Source organism: Kocuria sp. BT304 (assembly GCF_003290245.1).
Taxonomy (GTDB): Bacteria; Actinomycetota; Actinomycetes; order Actinomycetales; family Micrococcaceae; genus Kocuria; species Kocuria rhizophila_A.
The window spans coordinates 1,511,413-1,527,945 of the sequence record NZ_CP030039.1 but is presented as its reverse complement, the minus strand read 5'-3'; the positions used below and the strand labels follow the sequence as shown (position 1 = coordinate 1,527,945).

Below are 16,533 nucleotides of genomic sequence, written 5' to 3'. Positions count from 1 at the left end.
ACGAGCCCGGCGCCGCCGGGCTGCACGCGGGCCGCAGATCCTCAGTTGCTTTCGCACATCGTACCTAGGGCACCCGGTGGATCCACTCGTGCGTGCCGAACTTCTCGTCGATGAGCTTCCGGGCCGCGGTGAGCTCGCCGTCCCGGACCGCCCCGGCCGTGGCGCCGTAGCGGTCGGTGAACGTGCGGCTCAACGCGGCGATCACGTCCTGCCGGGGCATCCCGGTCTGGCGACGCAGCGGGTCCACCCGCTTCTTGGCGGAGCGGATGCCCTTGTCCGAGATCTTCTCCTGCCCGATCCGCAGCACGTCCGTCATCTTCTCCGCGTCGATGTCGTAGCTCATGGTCACGTGGTGGACCATCCCGCCGTTGGCGAAGCGCTTCTGCGCGGCGCCCCCGATCTTGCCCTGCGGCGTGGCGATGTCGTTGAGCGGCACGTAGAACGCCTCCACCCCGAGCTCCGCGAAGGCCTGCATGACCCACGCGTCCAGGAACGGGTAGGACTCCGCGAAGCTCATCCCGTCCACCAGGGTCTGCGGGAGGTAGAGGGAGTAGGTGATGCAGTTGCCGGCCTCCATGAACATGGCCCCTCCCCCGGACACGCGGCGGACCACCTGCACCCCGTGGCGCCGTGCACCCTCGGGGTCCACCTCGTTGCGCACCGACTGGAAGGAGCCGATCACCACGGCGGGCTCGTCCCAGTCCCAGAACCGCAGCGTGGGCGGGCGGTGCCCCGCGCCCACCTCCCGGGCCAGCACCTCGTCCAGGGCGAGGTTCTCCAGCGTGGGCCGCACGGTGGCGGGCACCACCTCCCACGCGTGGTCGCTCCACGTGGTGGCCCTGCCGAGGGCGCGCCGCACGGCGGTGACCACGGCGCGGGCGTCGAAGCCGAACAGCACGGCCCCTGCGGGCAGCGCGGCCTGGATCCGCTCGGTCATCTCCTGCGCGGAGGTGTCCTCGTGCAGCCCCGTGAGAGCCGCGTTGATGTCCGCGAGCGCCTCGTCGGGCTCGAGGAAGAAGTCCCCGTTGACGGAGACGTCCGTGAGCCGGTGGTCGGTGACCGTGAGGTCCGCGACCACCAGCTTCCCGCCCTGGACCTTGTACTCGCCGTGTGCGCGTGCGGTGGTCATGCCTCGACCCTTCCTGGTGGTGGGTTCCGGTCGCGTCCCGGGGTGCGTGGGCGGCGTCGTGCGCGCCCGGTGCGGGGTGCGGCCGAGTGTCCTCCCCCGATGGTAGGCCTGCCGCGGACCGGTGGCCGGGCGGTCCGTGTCCCGGATCGACCCGGGGGCGTGTTGCGCGTACCATGGTGGGTTGGTGTGCCCGCTCGGGCGCACCGCATCCGAGCAACGCCGTGCCTGGCAAAATCCAGGCACCGACAGAAGGTTGACACCATGAAGGCTGACATCCACCCGGACTACCACCCGGTTCTCTTCCGTGACCTCGCCTCCGGCAAGGTCATTCTGACTCGTTCCACCGCCACCTCCTCCAAGACGGAGACGTGGGAGGACGGCAACGAGTACCCGATCATCGAGGTCGAGATCTCCTCCGAGTCCCACCCGTTCTACACGGGCAAGCAGCGCATCATGGACTCCGCCGGCCGTGTGGAGCGCTTCAACCAGCGCTTCGCGAACTTCGGGAAGTCCAAGTAGTCCGGACTTCTCCCCTGACGCCCGGTCCACCCTCCGGTGGGCCGGGCGTCTTCACGTCCGGGCCCGTTCTCGCGCAGGTTCGCACTGTTCCCGGGCGGTACTCCCGCGCCGGGCGCCCCGTGGCGCCGCCCGTGCACGGCCCGTCACACTGCCCGGATGACGACACCTTGGCGCAGATCGTCACCCTTTCGTGATCTTCCCCCTAGGATGAGCTTGGCTCTTGTCCCCCCAGGCCCCGGCGCACCCCCCGATCCGTGCCGCGGCCACGAAAGGTTCCCCCACCCATGGCGCTCCGTCCTACCCGCGTGCTCGCAGCACGCCCCCCTGCCCCTGTCCGCACCGCTTCCGCGTTCCGCACCTCACGGGACGACGCCGCCGCGGGCCCCTGGAATGCGCTGGGCGGCGTCGTGCGCCGGGCCACGCTGCCCCTGGCCGTGACGGCCGCACTGGTGCTCGCCGCGCAGCCGGCCGCCGCCGCACCGACGGCCCCGGCCCCCGAGACTCCGGCGAGCACCGTGCCCTCCGATCCCCCCACGGAGACGGACCGGGTGATCGTGAAGTTCAAGGACACCGCCGTGCCGGAGGCCACCAAAGAGAAGGTGGTGGGTGCCGCGGCCGAGCACGCGCTGACCCGCGCCCCAGAGGTCGCCGGACGGGTCAAGACCACGGCCGCGCAGGCGGACGTGATCAAGCTGGACCGTGAGCTCGACGAGCGGGAGCAGGAGAAGGTCCTCGCGAAGATCCAGGCCGATCCCGCCGTGGAGTACGCGGAGGCGGACCGCCTCGCGTCCACCTCCTGGGTGCCCAATGACACCTACACGAACTACCAGTGGACCCTGTGGCCCCAGCAGGGCGGTGTGAACTTCACCCAGGCGTGGGACCTCTCCCGCGGCAACGGCCAGACCATCGCCGTGCTGGACACCGGGATCACCTCCCACGGGGACCTCAACTCCAAGGTGGTCCCCGGCCGGGACTTCATCAACGACACCGCCCTGTCCCGTGACGGGGACCTGCGCGACGCCAACCCCCAGGACCAGGGCGACTGGAGCGCCGCCGGCGAGTGCTCCCCCGCCGCCCGCAACTCCTCGTGGCACGGCACCCACGTGGCGGGTCTCGCCGCGGGTGTGACCAACAACGGCAACGGCATCGTCGGGGCCGCCCCGGGCGCGAAGATCCAGCCGGTGCGCGTGCTGGGCAAGTGCACCAACGGGTGGGTCTCGGACATCGCCGACGCCGTCGCGTGGTCCGCCGGCGCACCGGTGGCGGGACAGCCCGCCAACCGCACCCCCGCCACGGTCATCAACCTCTCGCTGAACTACCCGGGCGAGTGCGGGACCACCATGCAGAACGCCATCAACGCCGCCGTGAACCGGCGGGTGCCCGTGGTGGCTGCAGCGGGCAACTCCGCGGTCAACGCGGGCGGCACCGCCCCCGCCAACTGCGCGAACACCATCGTGGTGGGCGCCTCGGACAACAACGGCAACACGGCCAGCTACTCGAACACGGGCGCCGTCGTCGACGTGCTGGCACCGGGCGGCACCAACCAGTACCCGATGCTCTCCACCGTCAACGCCGGCACACGCGGACCCGCCGGGGCCACGTACGGGAACATGTATGGCACGTCCATGGCCACTCCCCTGGTCTCCGGCACCGTGGCGCTGATGAAGCAGCGGGACCCGGCCATCACCCCCGCGCGCGTGGAGCAGATCCTCAAGTCCACCGCCAGCGGGCGCCTGGGGTCCCTGAACCTCAACCCGGCGGCGGCGGTGCGCGCGGTGGCCCCCACGAGCTTCGCCACCACGGGCGGGATTGCCGCGAAGTGGACCGCCAGCGGAGGAGCGGCGAAGTGGGGCAGCCCGGTGATGAACGAGGCCGGTGCCGCTGACGGCGGCCGCTACCAGGAATTCGTGAAGAACGGCCGCAAGACCACCATCTACTGGCACCGGAGCACCGGCGCGCACATCGTGGAGAACGCCACGGTGGTGGGCAAGAAGTTCATCTCCGCAGGGCGGGAACGCGGATACGGCTTCCCCGCGACCGACGAAGTGCGGGTGCAGGGGGGCGCCTACCAGGTGCACCGCAAGGGTGGCTCGACCACCAAGGTCCTGTGGAGCGCCTCCACCGGCGCCCACGCGGTCAAAGAGACCGGCGCCATCGGTGGTGCGTGGAAGCGCGCCGGGCTGGAACGGGGCTGGGGCTGGCCCGCCACGGACGAGTACACCTCCAACGGGGTGGTCCACCAGCGGTTCTCCCACGGCGTCACGGCCCACTGGACCTCCCAGCGCGGGGTGTGGACCACGCGCTGACGGCCCTCGCGCCACCTCGCCGCTGACACGCCCACGGGCGGTTCCCCACCAGGGGAGCCGCCCGTCGTCGTCTGTGAAACCGTGCCCGGTGGGCGCCCCTCGCACCGCGTGCCCGTCGCCGGGCCCTGGGGAGCCCTCACCGGGCTCGAGCGCGACGACGCCGCCCTGTACGGACCGCGGCTCAGCGGCCTCAGCGCGGCCGCGTCTCCCAGAACGCCACCGCACTCGCCGCCGCCACGTTGAGCGAGTCCACCCCGTGGCTCATGGGGATGATCACGTGCCGGTCCGCGTGGTGCAGGGTGGCCGCCCCCAGCCCCTGGCCCTCGGTGCCGAGGATCAGTGCGAGCTTCTCCGGTGCCTCGGCCGCCAGGGCGTCCACGGTCACGGCGTCGTCGCTCAGGGCGAGTGCGGCGGTGAGGAACCCGGCGTCCTTGACGCGCTGCAGGTCCGCGGTCCAGTGCTCCAGGCGCACCCACGGAACCTGGAAGACCGTGCCCATGGACACCCGCACCGCGCGCCGGTACAGGGGGTCCGCGCAGCGCGGGGTGACCAGCACGGCGTCGACGTCCAGGGCCGCGGCCGAGCGGAAGATGGCGCCCACGTTCGTGTGGTCCACGATGTCCTCCAGGATGGCCACGCGCCGCGTCGAGGCCAGCACCGACTCCAGGGGCAGCGACTCGGGCCGGTGCATGGCCGCCATGGCGCCCCGGTGCAGGTGGAAGCCGGTGATCTGCTCCAGCACCTCGTCCGCGCCCACGTACACGGGCACGTCGTAGCGCTCGAGCACGTCCCGCAGTCCGTCCAGCCACTTCTCGGCCATGAAGAAGGACCGTGGCCGGTGCCCGGCGTCGAGCGCGCGGCGCAGCACCTTGGAGGACTCCGCGAGGTACAGCCCGCGCTCGGGCTCCAGCTTCCGGCGCAGGGACACGTCCGTGAGGCTCGTGTAGTCGGCTACGCGGGGATCGGCGGGATCGCTCAGTTCCACGATGCGCTCGGACAGGGGTGCGGGTGAGGTCACGGGACTTCCTGGGTCGTCGGGATGGGGATTCGTTGTGGTGCGTGCCGGGCGTGCACCGGGCCGGCGCGCGGGATCCGGGAGGGCCGCGGACGGGCCAGCGCGGCGCGATCTGGGCGCGCGCACGTGCTCGTACGTTCGCCGGAGGCTCTCGTCAGAGCAGCTTGGACACCATGTTCGCCAGTGCCACCAGCCCCAGGACCACGATCACGCTGCGCAGCACCACCGGGGGCATCCGCTTGCCGATCTTCGCCCCCAGCCACGAGCCCACGGTGGAGCTCACGGCGATGAGCAGCACGACCCACCAGTTGATGCGCTCGAACGCGAGCAGCACATAGGAGACGGCGGCCACGATGTTCACCGCGGCCACGAGCGCGTTCTTCACGGCGTTCGCGGACTGCAGCGGCGCCAGCAGGAACACCCCCAGGATGCCCACGAGCAGCACGCCCTGCGCCGCCACGAAGTACCCGCCGTAGATCCCGGCCAGGAACACGAGCACGTACAGGATCGCGGGCTGCCGTGCGCCGTCGGGCTGCGCGGACGACGACGCCGTGCCCCCCTCGGCGGGGACAGCGGCGTCGTGCCCCGATGCGCCCGGAGGGGCACCCGGGGTGCTCGCCTGGCGCTCCTTGCGGGCACGCACCACGGCCTGCAGCCGCGGCTGGAACACCACGAACAGCAGGGCCACCACGATCAGCGCGGGCGCGACGACCTCGAAGACCTCTTCGGGCAGGTGCAGCAGCAGCACGGCCCCGATCACCCCGCCGGCCACCGAGCACGGCAGCAGCTTGAGCAGGGTGCGCCTGAGCCCGCGCAGCTCGCTGCGGTAGCTCCAGGCGCCGGTCAGGTTGCCCGCGATCAGGCCCATCGCGTTGGACATGGACGCCGTGACCGGGGGAACCCCCATGGTCACGAGCACGGGGAACGTCACGAGGGTTCCCGAGCCCACGATGGTGTTGATGGTCCCGGCCCACAGCCCGGCCACCAGGATGAGCAGCACCTGCCACCACTCGAAGCCCACGGCGCCCCCGGCGCCGAGCAACTGGGTGGGAAGGGCTGCGCTGAGGTGCATCATGCGGGCGGCTCAGCGCGCGAACGCGGCGTAGCGGTGGCCCACCCTGACGAGTTTCAGGGCCATGTCGAACGTCTCGGAGAGGTTCTTCTGGGTCATCACCTGCCCCACGGGCCCCGCGGCCACGATCCGACCCTCGCGCAGCAGCAGCGCGTGGGTGAAGCCGTCCGGGACCTCCTCCAGGTGGTGGGTGACCATGACCATGGCCGGGGCGGCCTCGTCCCGGGCGAGCTCGTCCAGGCGCTGCACGAGCTTCTCACGGCCCCCCACGTCCAGACCGGCGGCCGGTTCGTCCAGCAGCAGCAGCTCGGGGTCCGTCATCAGCGCACGCGCGATCAGCACCCGCTTGCGCTCCCCCTCGGACAGGGTCCCGTAGCGGCGCTCCCGCAAGGGGGCCAGGCCCCACGCGTCCAGCAGCTCCTCGGCGCGCGCCACGTCGGCGGCGTCGTACTCCTCCCGCCACCGCCCGGTCACGCCGTACGCCGCGGTGAGCACCACGTCCGCCACGGACTCCGCGTGCGGGATCTGCCCGGCCAGCGGCGCGGAGCTGACACCGATGCGCGGACGCAGCTCGAACACGTCCACCGCCCCGAGGATCTCGTCCAGGATGTCCACCATCCCGCGGGTGGGGTGCAGCCGTGCCGCGGCAATGGACAGCAGGGTGGACTTGCCCGCGCCGTTGGGGCCCAGGATCACCCAGCGCTCGCCGTCCTGCACGGTCCAGTCCACGGAATCCAGCAGGGTCTTCTCACCGCGGACCACGGTGACGTCCACCAATTCAAGAACTGCACTCATGACGGCAACTCTAGTGCCCGGGGCCCGCCGCTCCGCAGTCCGGCGCACCGGCGGCGGCCTCCCGAAGCGGGACGCGGTTCACAGGTCCAGGAAGAACCGCAGGGCGTCCAGGTTGGGCAGGCTCAGCTGGGTGTCCGCCACGGCACGCAGCGCGGGCTTCGCCCGGTACGCCACGGACAGTCCCGCGGTGCGGGCCATCGGGACGTCGTTGGCGCCGTCCCCGACCACCATGACGTCCTCGGGGGCCACTCCCAGCTCCTGCGCCCACTCGACGACGAGGCGGGCCTTGGCGGCGCCGTCCACCACGGGGCCCGTCACCCGGCCCGTGAGCACACCGTCCTGGACCTCCAGGGTGTTCGCGGCGTGGCGCGTGAGCTCGAGGGTCTCCGCCAGCGGGGCGAGCACCTGCTCGAATCCGCCGGAGACGGCGGCCACCGCGTGACCCTCCTTGAGCAGGGTGCGCACGAGCACCTGCGCGCCCGGGGACAGCCGCACGGCGGCGGCGACGTCGCCGATCACCTCCGCGGGCAGTCCCGCCAGCACGGCCACGCGCTCGCGCAGGGACTGCTCGAAGTCGATCTCCCCGCGCATGGCCCGCCCGGTGACCTCCGCGACCTCGGCCTCGCGGCCGGCGTGGGCCGCGAGCAGCTCGATGACCTCTTGGCGCACGAGCGTGGAGTCCACGTCCAGCACCACGAGCTTGCGGCGCTCGTGGTGCATCCAGCGGCGCTCGACGACGTCGAGGTCCACCCCGGGCACCAGCTGCTCCTGCGGGTCCGGCTGCAGTGCGCGGCGTAGAGCGGGGACGTCCTCGACCTCGGCGGGGATGCTCAGGGCGTTGTAGCCCTCCACGTCCGCGGCCTGGTCGTCCGAGGCGGTGCCGGTGACGCGCACCCAGGTGGGCGAGTCCACGGGGATCCCGGCCCGCTGCACGGCGTCCACGACGGCGCGCGTGGCTTCCTCGTCCGGTGAGACGGAAAGGGCGACGACGGCACAGTTCTGGGGCATGGCCGCAGTGTATCGGCCACGCGGTGGGGCGCACAAAGCCCGCGGTCCCCCGCCGCCGGTCGTCGCAGGGTGCGCGGCGCGCGGACCGGTATGCCTGCTCACCGCTCGGGTGTGTGCCACGACCGGGGCCCGGCCCGGGCGCGGATCCGCTACGCCCGGTGCCGGCCGGGGGTGCCCACGCGCGAGGGCCACCACGAACGGGGCCCGACGTCCAGCACCAGGGCGGGCACCAGCAGCGAGCGCACCACGATGGTGTCCAGCAGCACGCCGATGGTCACGATCACCGCCAGCTGCACGAGGAACAGGATGGGCAGCACGGCCAGGGCCGCGAAGGTGGCCGCGAGCACGATGCCCGCGGAGGTGATGACCCCGCCGGTGGTGATGAGCCCCGCGAGCACGCCCGCGCGGTGCCCGGCGCCGAGCACTTCCTCGCGCACGCGGCTCATGAGGAAGATGTTGTAGTCGATGCCCAGCGCCACCAGGAACACGAAGCCGAACAGGGGAACGGTGGGGTCCGCCTGGTTGAGGTCCAGCAGCTCGAACACGAGGGTGGATACTCCCAGCGCCGCCAGGAAGGACAGCACCGTGGTGGCGATCAGCAGCACGGGCATCAGCACGCTGCGCAGCAGGACCATGAGCACCAGCAGGATCACCACCAGGATCACGGGGATGATCACCGCACGGTCCCGTTCGGAGGCGGCGATGGTGTCCACCTGCACGGCGGAGGTGCCGCCCACGGCGGCCTCCGGGGTGATCTCGGCCAGCTCCCCGCGCAGCCGCTGCACCGCGGCCTGGGCCTGCTCGGAGTCCGAGGCGGAGGTGAGGGTGGCCTGGATCAGCACGTCCCCGCGGCTCACGGTGGGCTCGACCCCCGCGAACGGCCCGGCCTGCGGAGCGGGGTAGGGGAGGGTCCCCCTCGGGGAGTCGCGCGCGGTGAAGGCAACCGAGGCGACGTCGTCGTCCGCGGCGAGGTGCCGGGCCACGTCCTCGGCCTCTGAACGGGCGGCAATGATGTACACCGGGTCCCCGGAGCCGCCCGGGAAGTGGCGCTCCAGCACGGCGGTGCCGTCCCGGGCCTCGGACTGTCCCAGCACGAACTCGGACTCGGGCACTCCGCCGGCGTCCAGCTGGGTGGCTCCGACCGCGGCCACTCCGAGCAGCAGGGTGCACACGAGCCACACCGCGCGCGACCTCCGGTCCACCAGCCGGGCCACGGCGGGCCACACGCCCCGGTGGGCGTAGGGGTCCATGGCCTGCGCGTGCGCCTCGGGGTGCTCGTCCACGCGCGGAGTCTTGGGCCACAGCGCCACGCGGCCGAAAACCGCGAGCAGGGCCGGCAGCAGGGTCAGCCCCGCGAGGATCGCGAAGACCACGCCGATGGCCGTGGCGGGACCCACCCCGCGGTTGGAGGAGAGGTCCGAGAGCAGCAGGCACAGCAGACCGGCGATCACGGTGGCCCCGGAGGCCAGCACGGCCGGGACGGTGCTCCGCCACGCGATCCGAGTGGCGGTCCAGCGGGACGAGGTGGTGTGCAGGGCCTCCCGGAAGCGCGCGGTGTAGAGCAGCCCGTAGTCGGTGGCCGCGCCGATCACGATGATCGACATGATGCCCTGCGTCTGCCCGCTCAGGGCGATCACGCCGCGCTCCGCCAGCAGGTACACCGCGAGGATCGCCCCGCACAGCGCCGCCACGCTCGTGAGCAGCACCAGCAGCGGGAGCAGGGGCGAGCGGTAGACGACCACCAGGATCACCAGCACCGCGAGCAGCGCGACTCCCAGCAGCAGCCCGTCGATGCCGGAGAACGCCTCGGAGAGGTCCGCCACGAGACCCGCGGGCCCGGTCACCGCCACGGCGAGGCCCTCCGGGGTGAGGTTCGTCAGCTTCTCGCGCAGCCCGGCCACGGCGTCCCCGGTGTCCGCGGCGGAGTCCAGGAGCACGACCACCTCCACGGCCCGTCGGTCCTCGGACGGGATGGGCGGCGAGACCTCCAGCACGTCGGCGGCACCCGCCAGCTCGCGGGTGCCGGTGCGGATCCGGTCCAGCTGGGACGCCTTGATCTCGGACTGTGACTCCATCACCACGATGGCGGGGATCCCGTCCGTGTCGCGGAACTCCCCCAGCCGGTCCTGCACCTGCGTGGCCTGGGAATCCACGGGCAGGAAGTCCGCCTGCGAGTTGGACGTGACCTCCGAGAGCTTCCCGAACGTGGGCCCGCCCACGCCCATGACGCCGAACCACACGAGCACGAGCACCACGGGGGTCAGCCAGCGCAGCCACCCGGGTACACCGGTGCCGCCGCGCAGACGGCCCCTGTCGCGATCCGACGAGGTGCGAGTCATCGGGCCGGCGGCACGGCCCCCGCCCGCGTTCTGCGGGCCCTCAGCACTCTCCCGCGCGGTCGCGCCCTCCGGTACGGTCGGCGGGACTCCCCTCAGCCGGCTGCTCACCTTGGGGGATGGCTCGGGGTTGCTCGGCATGTCTCACCTGGGGTCTCGAAGCGAGGGCGACCGTCCGCGCCCTGCGCTGCGGCCCTGATGACGACGCCGCTGCACTGCACGCCGCGGGTCACTGACCCTCATGCTACGGGTCCGGCCGCGCCCTGCCCAGGTGCCCGGGCCCCGGCCGCGGGGCGGCACGTGTAGGCCGTAGTGGGGGCATCCACGGGGGCGTCCGGATGTCACTATGTATGAAAGCAAATACATGCTCATGCATTTGATATGCCGTCTCGGCACATCCCTCACCGAAAGGCCCGCCTTGGCTCAGCGACCCTCCCCCGTTCTCCTGCTCTCCGGCGGCGCCGTGGCTCTCGCACTGCTGTCCGGGTGCGGATCCACCACGTCCTCCGTGGCACCCGCTCCGACGCAGAGCTCCGCCGCGTCCAGCTCCTCGACCGACACGGTCACCGCGCCGTCGTCCGACGCGGCCCAGACCGTCGAGGCCGCCGAGACGCCGGCCGACGAGAGCACCTCGTACGTGGCGGTCGCGGAGAGCTCCGCCCCCGAACCGCCCGCACCGAGCCCGGCCAAGGACACGACCGGTTCGCGTTCCCCGAGCGGTGACGACGCGGAATCCGGCGCGAGCAGCAGCACGGGCAAGGGCGGCGTGTCGCAGCACAGCGCCACCCGCAAGGCGTCCGAGTACCTCGCGTTCACGGCATTCTCCCGCAGCGGTCTGATCGAGCAGCTGCAGTTCGAGGGCTTCACCGCCCAGGAAGCCACGGCCGCCGTGGACAGCCTCTCCACCAACTACGACGAGCAGGCCGCCAAGAAGGCCGAGGACTACCTCCGCACGTCCGCGTTCTCCCGCAGCGGTCTGATCGAGCAGCTGCAGTTCGAGGGCTTCACCACCGAGCAGGCCACCTACGGCGTGGACACCACCAGCCCGGACTACATGGCGCAGGCGGCCAAGAAGGGCAAGCAGTACCTGGACATGTCCGGGTACTCGCGTGCGGCCCTGATCGACCAGCTCGTCTTCGAGGGCTTCACCCCGGAGCAGGCAGCGCACGGAGCCACCGCGAACGGGCTCTGAGACCGGGGACGATCAGGCTGCGAGCCGGCAATGAGAAAACCCCGTCCGACCAATGGTCGAACGGGGTTCTTCTCTGTGCGCGAGGGGGGACTTGAACCCCCACCCTCTAATACGAGGACTAGCACCTCAAGCTAGCGCGTCTGCCTATTCCGCCACCCGCGCAGGTGTCCGGGCCGGTGGGGTTCGTGCGAACGAAACCCCGGTGGCCCTCGGCAACGACAGAAAACCTACCACAGTTCCCAGCACCGTTCGAACCGGGGCGGGCCCGGAACGCGAGGACGCGGCACGCGCGGTCCGCGTGCAGCGTCGTCCTCGGTGGGGCTCAGTTGGTGAGCGTGGCGGTGCCGATCACTGTCCCGCCTGGGCGAGGAAGTCCTCGGCCCCGCCCACGAGCTCCACGTGCCCGGACTCCACGTCCGCGGTGACCATCGCGGCGATCTCCTGGGCGAACTCGTTGACGGTGTAGAGCTTGCCGGCCGCAGCTCGCCGCTCGTCCAGGGCACCCGGGCGGGCACGGTTGAGCAGCGTGGCGGTCACGGTGCCCTCGATCATGTCCGCGGAGACCACCACGAAGCTCACACCCTGCTGCGCCATCTCGGGAACCCGCGCCGTGAGGGTGTCCTCCCCCGCACGCTTGGAGCGGGCCACGGCGTCGTACTCGGGCATGGTCTCGACCTCGTTGATGAAGTGCGCCTGGTGGCTCGTGACGAACACCACGCGGCCACCCTCGGGCAGCAGGCCGAGGGCCTCGGTGAGGGTGTCGTTCTGCGCGTCGCGGTTGAGCTTCAGGGCGTAGTCCTCGCCGAGGTCCGTCTCCATGCCGCCGGAGGCGTTGAGCACCAGCACGTCCACGCCGCCGAATTCGTCCACCGCGGCGCGGAACAGACCGCTGCGGGACTCCGGGTCCGTGATGTCCGCCTGCACGGCGATGGCGCGGCCGCCGGCCTCGATGATCTCCTTGACCACCTTGGTGGCGCGCGGGGCCTTCTGGCGGTAGTTGATCACCACATTGGCGCCCTGGCCCGCGAGGATCTTGGCGGTGTCCGCGCCCACCCCCCGCGAGGATCCGGTGATGATCACGGTCTTGCCGGCCACTGTGCTCATGCATTCTCTCCTTCGAAGGGGTGTCACGGGCGGGTGCGAGATCAGTGACCCACGCCCAGCCCGCCGTCTACGGGGATGATAGCGCCGGAGACGTAGGCGGCGTCCTCGGAGGCCAAGTACTTCACGGCACCGGCCACCTCCTGGACGTGGCCGAAGCGTGCGGCGGGGATCATCGAGAGGTAGTTCTCGGTGACGTCCTCGGGCAGCTCGTCCGTCATGGCGGTGTGGATGTAGCCGGGGGCCACCACGTTGGCCGTGACACCGCGGGAGCCCAGCTCACGGGTGATGGCACGCGCCATCCCTATCAGCCCGGCCTTGGACGCCGCGTAGTTCACCTGCCCGGGGGCCCCGGTGTAGCCCACCACGGAGGAGATGAAGATCACGCGGCCGCGCTTGAGGCGCATGAAGCCCTTGGTGGCGCGCTGCACCACGCGGAAGGCACCGGTGAGGTTGGTGTCCACGACGTCCTGGAAGTCCGCCTCCTTCATGCGCACCAGCAGGGCGTCCTTGGTGATCCCCGCGTTGGCCACGAGCACCTCCACGGGACCGAACGTCGCCTCGACCTCCTGGAACGCCGCGTCCACGGAGGCGGAGTCGGTGACGTCCGCCTTCACGGTGTGGGCACCCTCGGGGCCGTCGTCACCGGAGCGGGACGTGACCACCACGTTGTCCCCGGCCGCCACGAACGTCTCCGCGATGGCGCGGCCGATGCCGCGGTTGCCGCCCGTGACGAGCACGGTGCGGGCGGCGGGGGGGTTCTCTGACATGGTGAAACCTTCCGTGGAGGTGTGGAGGCGGCGGGGCACCGCGTCCGGGGGATCGGGAACGTCACAGCATCCTAACCGCCCCCTGACCTGGTGGGCTCCCCCCACTTGGGGTGCCACCGCAACGGTGCGACAATGGTCAGCACGCTCACAGCCAGTGGTGAAAGCGTTGCCCGCGGGCTCAGCGCGCAGGACACTCAGCGGAGGACCGGTTCCCATCACACGTTCGCAGCATCAGACGCACGGTTCCACCGAGGTGCACTCCATCACCTCGGCGGTGGATCCGCACACCACGGACATGACCCGCCGCATGAAGGTCTACGCGGTGCAGATGGGTCTGCGCGTGCTGTGCATCATCGGGGTGGTCCTGATCGACAATCTCGTGGCCCGGATCCTGCTGATCGTGGGGGCGGCCCTGCTGCCGTGGTTCGCGGTGATGCTCGCCAACCGCGGGGCGGACCGCTCCGAGCGTGCTGGCTCGGCCTACCAGCCGCCCGCGCGCACCGAGCTGCCCACGGTCGCCGAGACCCGGGACCGCGCCCCGGATCCGGACACCGTGGTGGTGGACGCCGAGTACACGGTGCACCCCGTCCAGCGGCAGCTGCCACCGGCTCCGCCCTCGGCCACCCGGCGCAACTGAGCGCCCCCAGCCCCACTCTCCCCGGGAGGAACGTCACACGGTGCACTTCGATCTGCTCGGCTCGCTGGAGCCCCACCCCTCGGGGGACGACGACGCCGCCCCGGCCCCCGTGCGCGACACGCACCCCGCGGTGTGCTCGCGCCGCGGCTGCCGTGCTGCGGCACGGTGGGCGCTGCGGTGGAACAACCCCCGCGTCCACACCCCGGAACGCCGCAAGACGTGGCTCGCGTGCGACGAGCACCGCGAGCACCTCGCCGACTTCCTGGGCCAGCGCGGCTTCCTGAAGTCCGTGGACCCGTTCCAGGACCCCGCACCTGCCCCCGACGGCTGCGCACCGGGCTCCGAGGACCCGGCGGCGACCCCGGAGGGTCCCGCCCGAGAGGTGTCGGCACCGGGCCCCGAGGGCGCCACCGCTGGGACCGGGGGCGGGCGCACCCGGGGCGGCAGCGGCGTCGTCGGGACCGGTTCAGAGGGGCGGCAGCCGTGATGCGCAAGTACTCGTTCCTGACCACCCCGGCGTGGATCGGCTGGTTCCTCATGGCCTGCGCGGCCGCGGTGGTGTGCCTGTTCCTCGCGCAGTGGCAGATGTCGCGCAACGACCACCTGGTGGCCGAGAACACCAAGATCACGAACAACTACGACGCCCCCGCCTACGACCCCGCGCGGGGCCTGCCCCTGTTCCAGGACTACGACGACTCCGCCACGTGGCACCCGGTGCGCCTCGAGGGCACCTACCTGCCCGAGGACACGGTGCTGATCCGCAACCGGCCCCACGACGGGCGCGTGGGCTACGACGTGCTCGTGCCGCTGCGCACCACCGAGGGCCCCGTCGTGGCGGTCAACCGCGGGTGGATCCCCACGGACGACTCCGCCAACGGGATGCCCTCCGCCGTGCCCGCGCCCCCGGCAGGGACGGTGACCGTGACCGCGCGGCTGCGCCCGTCCGAGGCCACCGTGGACCGGGGTGCGCCGGAGGGCCAGGCCGCCTCGATCGACCTGCCCGCCCTGAGCTCCCGTTGGGGTGAGGACCTGGCCACCGGTGGCTACGGCGACCTCGTCTCCGAGGACCCTTCTGCGGCGCACACCCCGCAGCCCGGTGAGCGCCCGGAGGTGGCCTACGGCCCGCACCTGTCCTACTCGATGCAGTGGTACGCGTTCGCGGTGCTGGTGTTCGTGGCCTACGGGTACTCGGCGCGCCAGCACGTGAAGAACGAGGAGTGGGACCGTGCCTACGCGGCGGAGGTCGAGCGGCAGCTGGCCCGCTACTATGACGCCGAGGGCACCTACATCGGGGACGTGGACGAGTCCCTGGTGATCCGTCAGCTGCAGATGGCCGACGACATGCCCGCCCACCTGAAGTCCCTCTACCGCCCGAAGCGCACGCGCGTCTCGTCCGTCCCCACCGCGGAGGACGAGGAGGACGCCCTGCTGGACGCGCTCGAGGCGCAGAACCGCCGGTGAGGCGAGCGGGCGGCGTCGCCCGTCCCGTGCCCACCAGACCCGTGAAGGAGTTGCCGTGAAGATCACCGCCGCCGTGCTGGACGAGATCGGGCTGTCCCGCCCGTACGCCGAGTCGCACCCGCTGTCCATGCAGGAGCTGGAGCTGGACGGTCCCGGCCCGGGCGAGCTGCTGATCCGGGTGCGGGCGGCCGGGGTGTGCCACTCGGACCTGTCCGTGGTGGACGGCAACCGGCCCCGTCCGATGCCCATGGTGCTCGGTCACGAGGCCTCGGGCATCGTGGAGCAGGTGGGCGAGGGTGTCACGGACGTGGCCCCCGGGGACCAGGTGACCACCGTGTTCCTGCCGCGCTGCGAGCAGTGCGAGAACTGCGCCACGGACGGCAAGCTGCCCTGCACCCCCGGCACCGAGACCAACAACGCCGGGCTGCTGCCCGGCTCCACCCTGCGGCTGCACCGGGACGGACAGGACGTGCACCACCACGTGGGCGTCTCCGGCTTCGCGTCCCACGCCGTGGTGAGCCGCCAGTCGGTCGTGCCCGTGGGGGCGGACGTGCCCCCGGAGATCGCCGCCGTGGTGGGCTGCGCCGTGCTCACGGGCGGCGGGGCCGTGCTCAACGCGGGGCGCCCCTCGGAGGGGGACACGGTCATGGTCGTCGGTCTGGGAGGCGTGGGCATGGCCGCGCTGCTGACCGCGCTGTCCCTGGAGAAGGGGCCCGTGATCGGTGTGGACGCCAACCCGGAGAAGCTCGCGCGCGCCACCGAGCTGGGCGCCACCGCCGTGCACTCCCCCGAGGAGCTCGCCGAGAACGGCGTGCGGGCGCAGGTGGTCATCGAGGCCGCCGGGCACCCGCGCGCCTTCGAGACGGCAGTGGGCGCCACCGCCCCGGGCGGCACCACCGTGACCGTGGGCCTGCCCTCCCCCGACGCGCGCTCCACCATCGCCCCGCTCGGGCTCACGGCGGAGGCCCGCACGATCGTGGGCTCCTACCTCGGTTCCGCGGTCCCCGCCCGAGACATCCCCGTGTACCTGGACCTGTGGCGCGCGGGCAAGCTGCCCATCGACGAGCTGATCTCCGAGCGCGTGGCGCTCGCGGACATCAACGAGAGCTTCGACCGGCTCGCGGACGGCCGCGCGGTGCGCCAGGTCATCCTGTTCGAGGACTGACCCCCCGCGGCGTCGTCCCCGGCTCGC

15 protein-coding genes and 1 tRNA gene are annotated in these 16,533 nt (G+C 72.0%); 7 read left to right on the top strand and 9 right to left on the bottom strand.

Annotated features, from left to right (window positions below; genetic code table 11):
• Positions 1 to 64: 64 nt before the first annotated feature.
• On the bottom strand, positions 65 to 1,129 hold the full coding sequence (locus tag DNL27_RS06825; RefSeq protein WP_112235091.1) for a biotin/lipoate A/B protein ligase family protein: 1,065 nt from the start codon (positions 1,127 to 1,129) through the stop codon (positions 65 to 67).
• A gap of 261 nt (positions 1,130 to 1,390) precedes the next feature.
• On the opposite strand from DNL27_RS06825, the gene DNL27_RS06820 reads away from it, so the two are divergent.
• Together DNL27_RS06820 and DNL27_RS06815 are read left to right on the top strand one after the other, a co-directional pair.
• Positions 1,391 to 1,648, top strand: a complete 258-nt coding sequence (locus DNL27_RS06820) for a type B 50S ribosomal protein L31 (RefSeq protein WP_019309201.1) — start codon at positions 1,391 to 1,393, stop codon at positions 1,646 to 1,648.
• A 284-nt stretch (positions 1,649 to 1,932) separates the two neighbouring features.
• Positions 1,933 to 3,954, top strand: a complete 2,022-nt coding sequence (locus tag DNL27_RS06815) for a S8 family serine peptidase (protein WP_239494264.1) — start codon at positions 1,933 to 1,935, stop codon at positions 3,952 to 3,954.
• A 190-nt stretch (positions 3,955 to 4,144) separates the two neighbouring features.
• Here the strand turns inward: DNL27_RS06815 and DNL27_RS06810 are convergent, their stop codons facing one another.
• From DNL27_RS06810 to DNL27_RS06790, 5 genes are all read right to left on the bottom strand, one after another.
• Positions 4,145 to 4,972 (bottom strand): RNA methyltransferase, encoded by an 828-nt coding sequence (locus DNL27_RS06810; RefSeq protein WP_112235089.1) that lies wholly within the window; start codon positions 4,970 to 4,972, stop codon positions 4,145 to 4,147.
• A 151-nt stretch (positions 4,973 to 5,123) separates the two neighbouring features.
• Positions 5,124 to 6,044: a sulfite exporter TauE/SafE family protein gene (locus DNL27_RS06805; RefSeq protein WP_112235088.1), complete on the bottom strand. Its 921-nt coding sequence runs from the start codon at positions 6,042 to 6,044 to the stop codon at positions 5,124 to 5,126.
• A gap of 9 nt (positions 6,045 to 6,053) precedes the next feature.
• A complete protein-coding gene (locus tag DNL27_RS06800; RefSeq protein WP_058956113.1) occupies positions 6,054 to 6,836 on the bottom strand; it encodes an ABC transporter ATP-binding protein in 783 nt (260 codons plus the stop codon).
• A gap of 78 nt (positions 6,837 to 6,914) precedes the next feature.
• On the bottom strand, positions 6,915 to 7,844 hold the full coding sequence (gene serB / locus DNL27_RS06795; RefSeq protein ID WP_041297358.1) for a phosphoserine phosphatase SerB: 930 nt from the start codon (positions 7,842 to 7,844) through the stop codon (positions 6,915 to 6,917).
• 149 nt (positions 7,845 to 7,993) lie between these two features.
• The gene (locus tag DNL27_RS06790) at positions 7,994 to 10,183 is read right to left on the bottom strand and encodes an MMPL family transporter (RefSeq protein ID WP_112235087.1); all 2,190 of its coding nucleotides are present in this window, start codon (positions 10,181 to 10,183) and stop codon (positions 7,994 to 7,996) included.
• A gap of 415 nt (positions 10,184 to 10,598) precedes the next feature.
• Here DNL27_RS06790 and DNL27_RS06785 point away from each other — a divergent pair, with 415 nt between their 5' ends.
• Positions 10,599 to 11,372: an Ltp family lipoprotein gene (locus DNL27_RS06785; protein WP_112235086.1), complete on the top strand. Its 774-nt coding sequence runs from the start codon at positions 10,599 to 10,601 to the stop codon at positions 11,370 to 11,372.
• Between the two features lie 76 nt (positions 11,373 to 11,448).
• On the opposite strand, the gene DNL27_RS06780 is transcribed toward DNL27_RS06785, so the two are convergent.
• The 3 genes from DNL27_RS06780 to fabG all read right to left on the bottom strand — a co-directional run bounded on the left by DNL27_RS06780 (position 11,449) and on the right by fabG (position 13,243).
• Positions 11,449 to 11,534 (bottom strand) — tRNA-Leu (locus DNL27_RS06780).
• A 186-nt stretch (positions 11,535 to 11,720) separates the two neighbouring features.
• A complete protein-coding gene (locus tag DNL27_RS06775) occupies positions 11,721 to 12,476 on the bottom strand; it encodes an SDR family oxidoreductase (protein ID WP_112235085.1) in 756 nt (251 codons plus the stop codon).
• Positions 12,477 to 12,517: 41 nt separating this feature from the next.
• Positions 12,518 to 13,243 (bottom strand): 3-oxoacyl-ACP reductase FabG, encoded by a 726-nt coding sequence (gene fabG / locus DNL27_RS06770; protein WP_112235782.1) that lies wholly within the window; start codon positions 13,241 to 13,243, stop codon positions 12,518 to 12,520.
• Between the two features lie 253 nt (positions 13,244 to 13,496).
• Between fabG and DNL27_RS06765 the strand changes: the two genes are divergently transcribed.
• From DNL27_RS06765 to DNL27_RS06750, 4 genes are read left to right on the top strand one after another with little or no spacing between them, the layout of a single operon-like run.
• Entirely contained in the window at positions 13,497 to 13,880 is a 384-nt protein-coding gene (locus tag DNL27_RS06765) for a DUF3099 domain-containing protein (RefSeq protein WP_226905880.1), read from the top strand.
• A gap of 40 nt (positions 13,881 to 13,920) precedes the next feature.
• On the top strand, positions 13,921 to 14,367 hold the full coding sequence (locus tag DNL27_RS06760) for a hypothetical protein (RefSeq protein WP_112235084.1): 447 nt from the start codon (positions 13,921 to 13,923) through the stop codon (positions 14,365 to 14,367).
• The gene (locus tag DNL27_RS06755; protein ID WP_112235083.1) at positions 14,367 to 15,341 is read left to right on the top strand and encodes an SURF1 family protein; all 975 of its coding nucleotides are present in this window, start codon (positions 14,367 to 14,369) and stop codon (positions 15,339 to 15,341) included. Before DNL27_RS06760 ends, DNL27_RS06755 begins: the two co-directional genes overlap by 1 nt.
• Positions 15,342 to 15,396: 55 nt before the next feature.
• Complete coding sequence (locus DNL27_RS06750; RefSeq protein WP_112235082.1) at positions 15,397 to 16,506, top strand: alcohol dehydrogenase catalytic domain-containing protein; 1,110 nt, start codon at positions 15,397 to 15,399, stop codon at positions 16,504 to 16,506.
• Positions 16,507 to 16,533 lie beyond the last annotated feature (27 nt).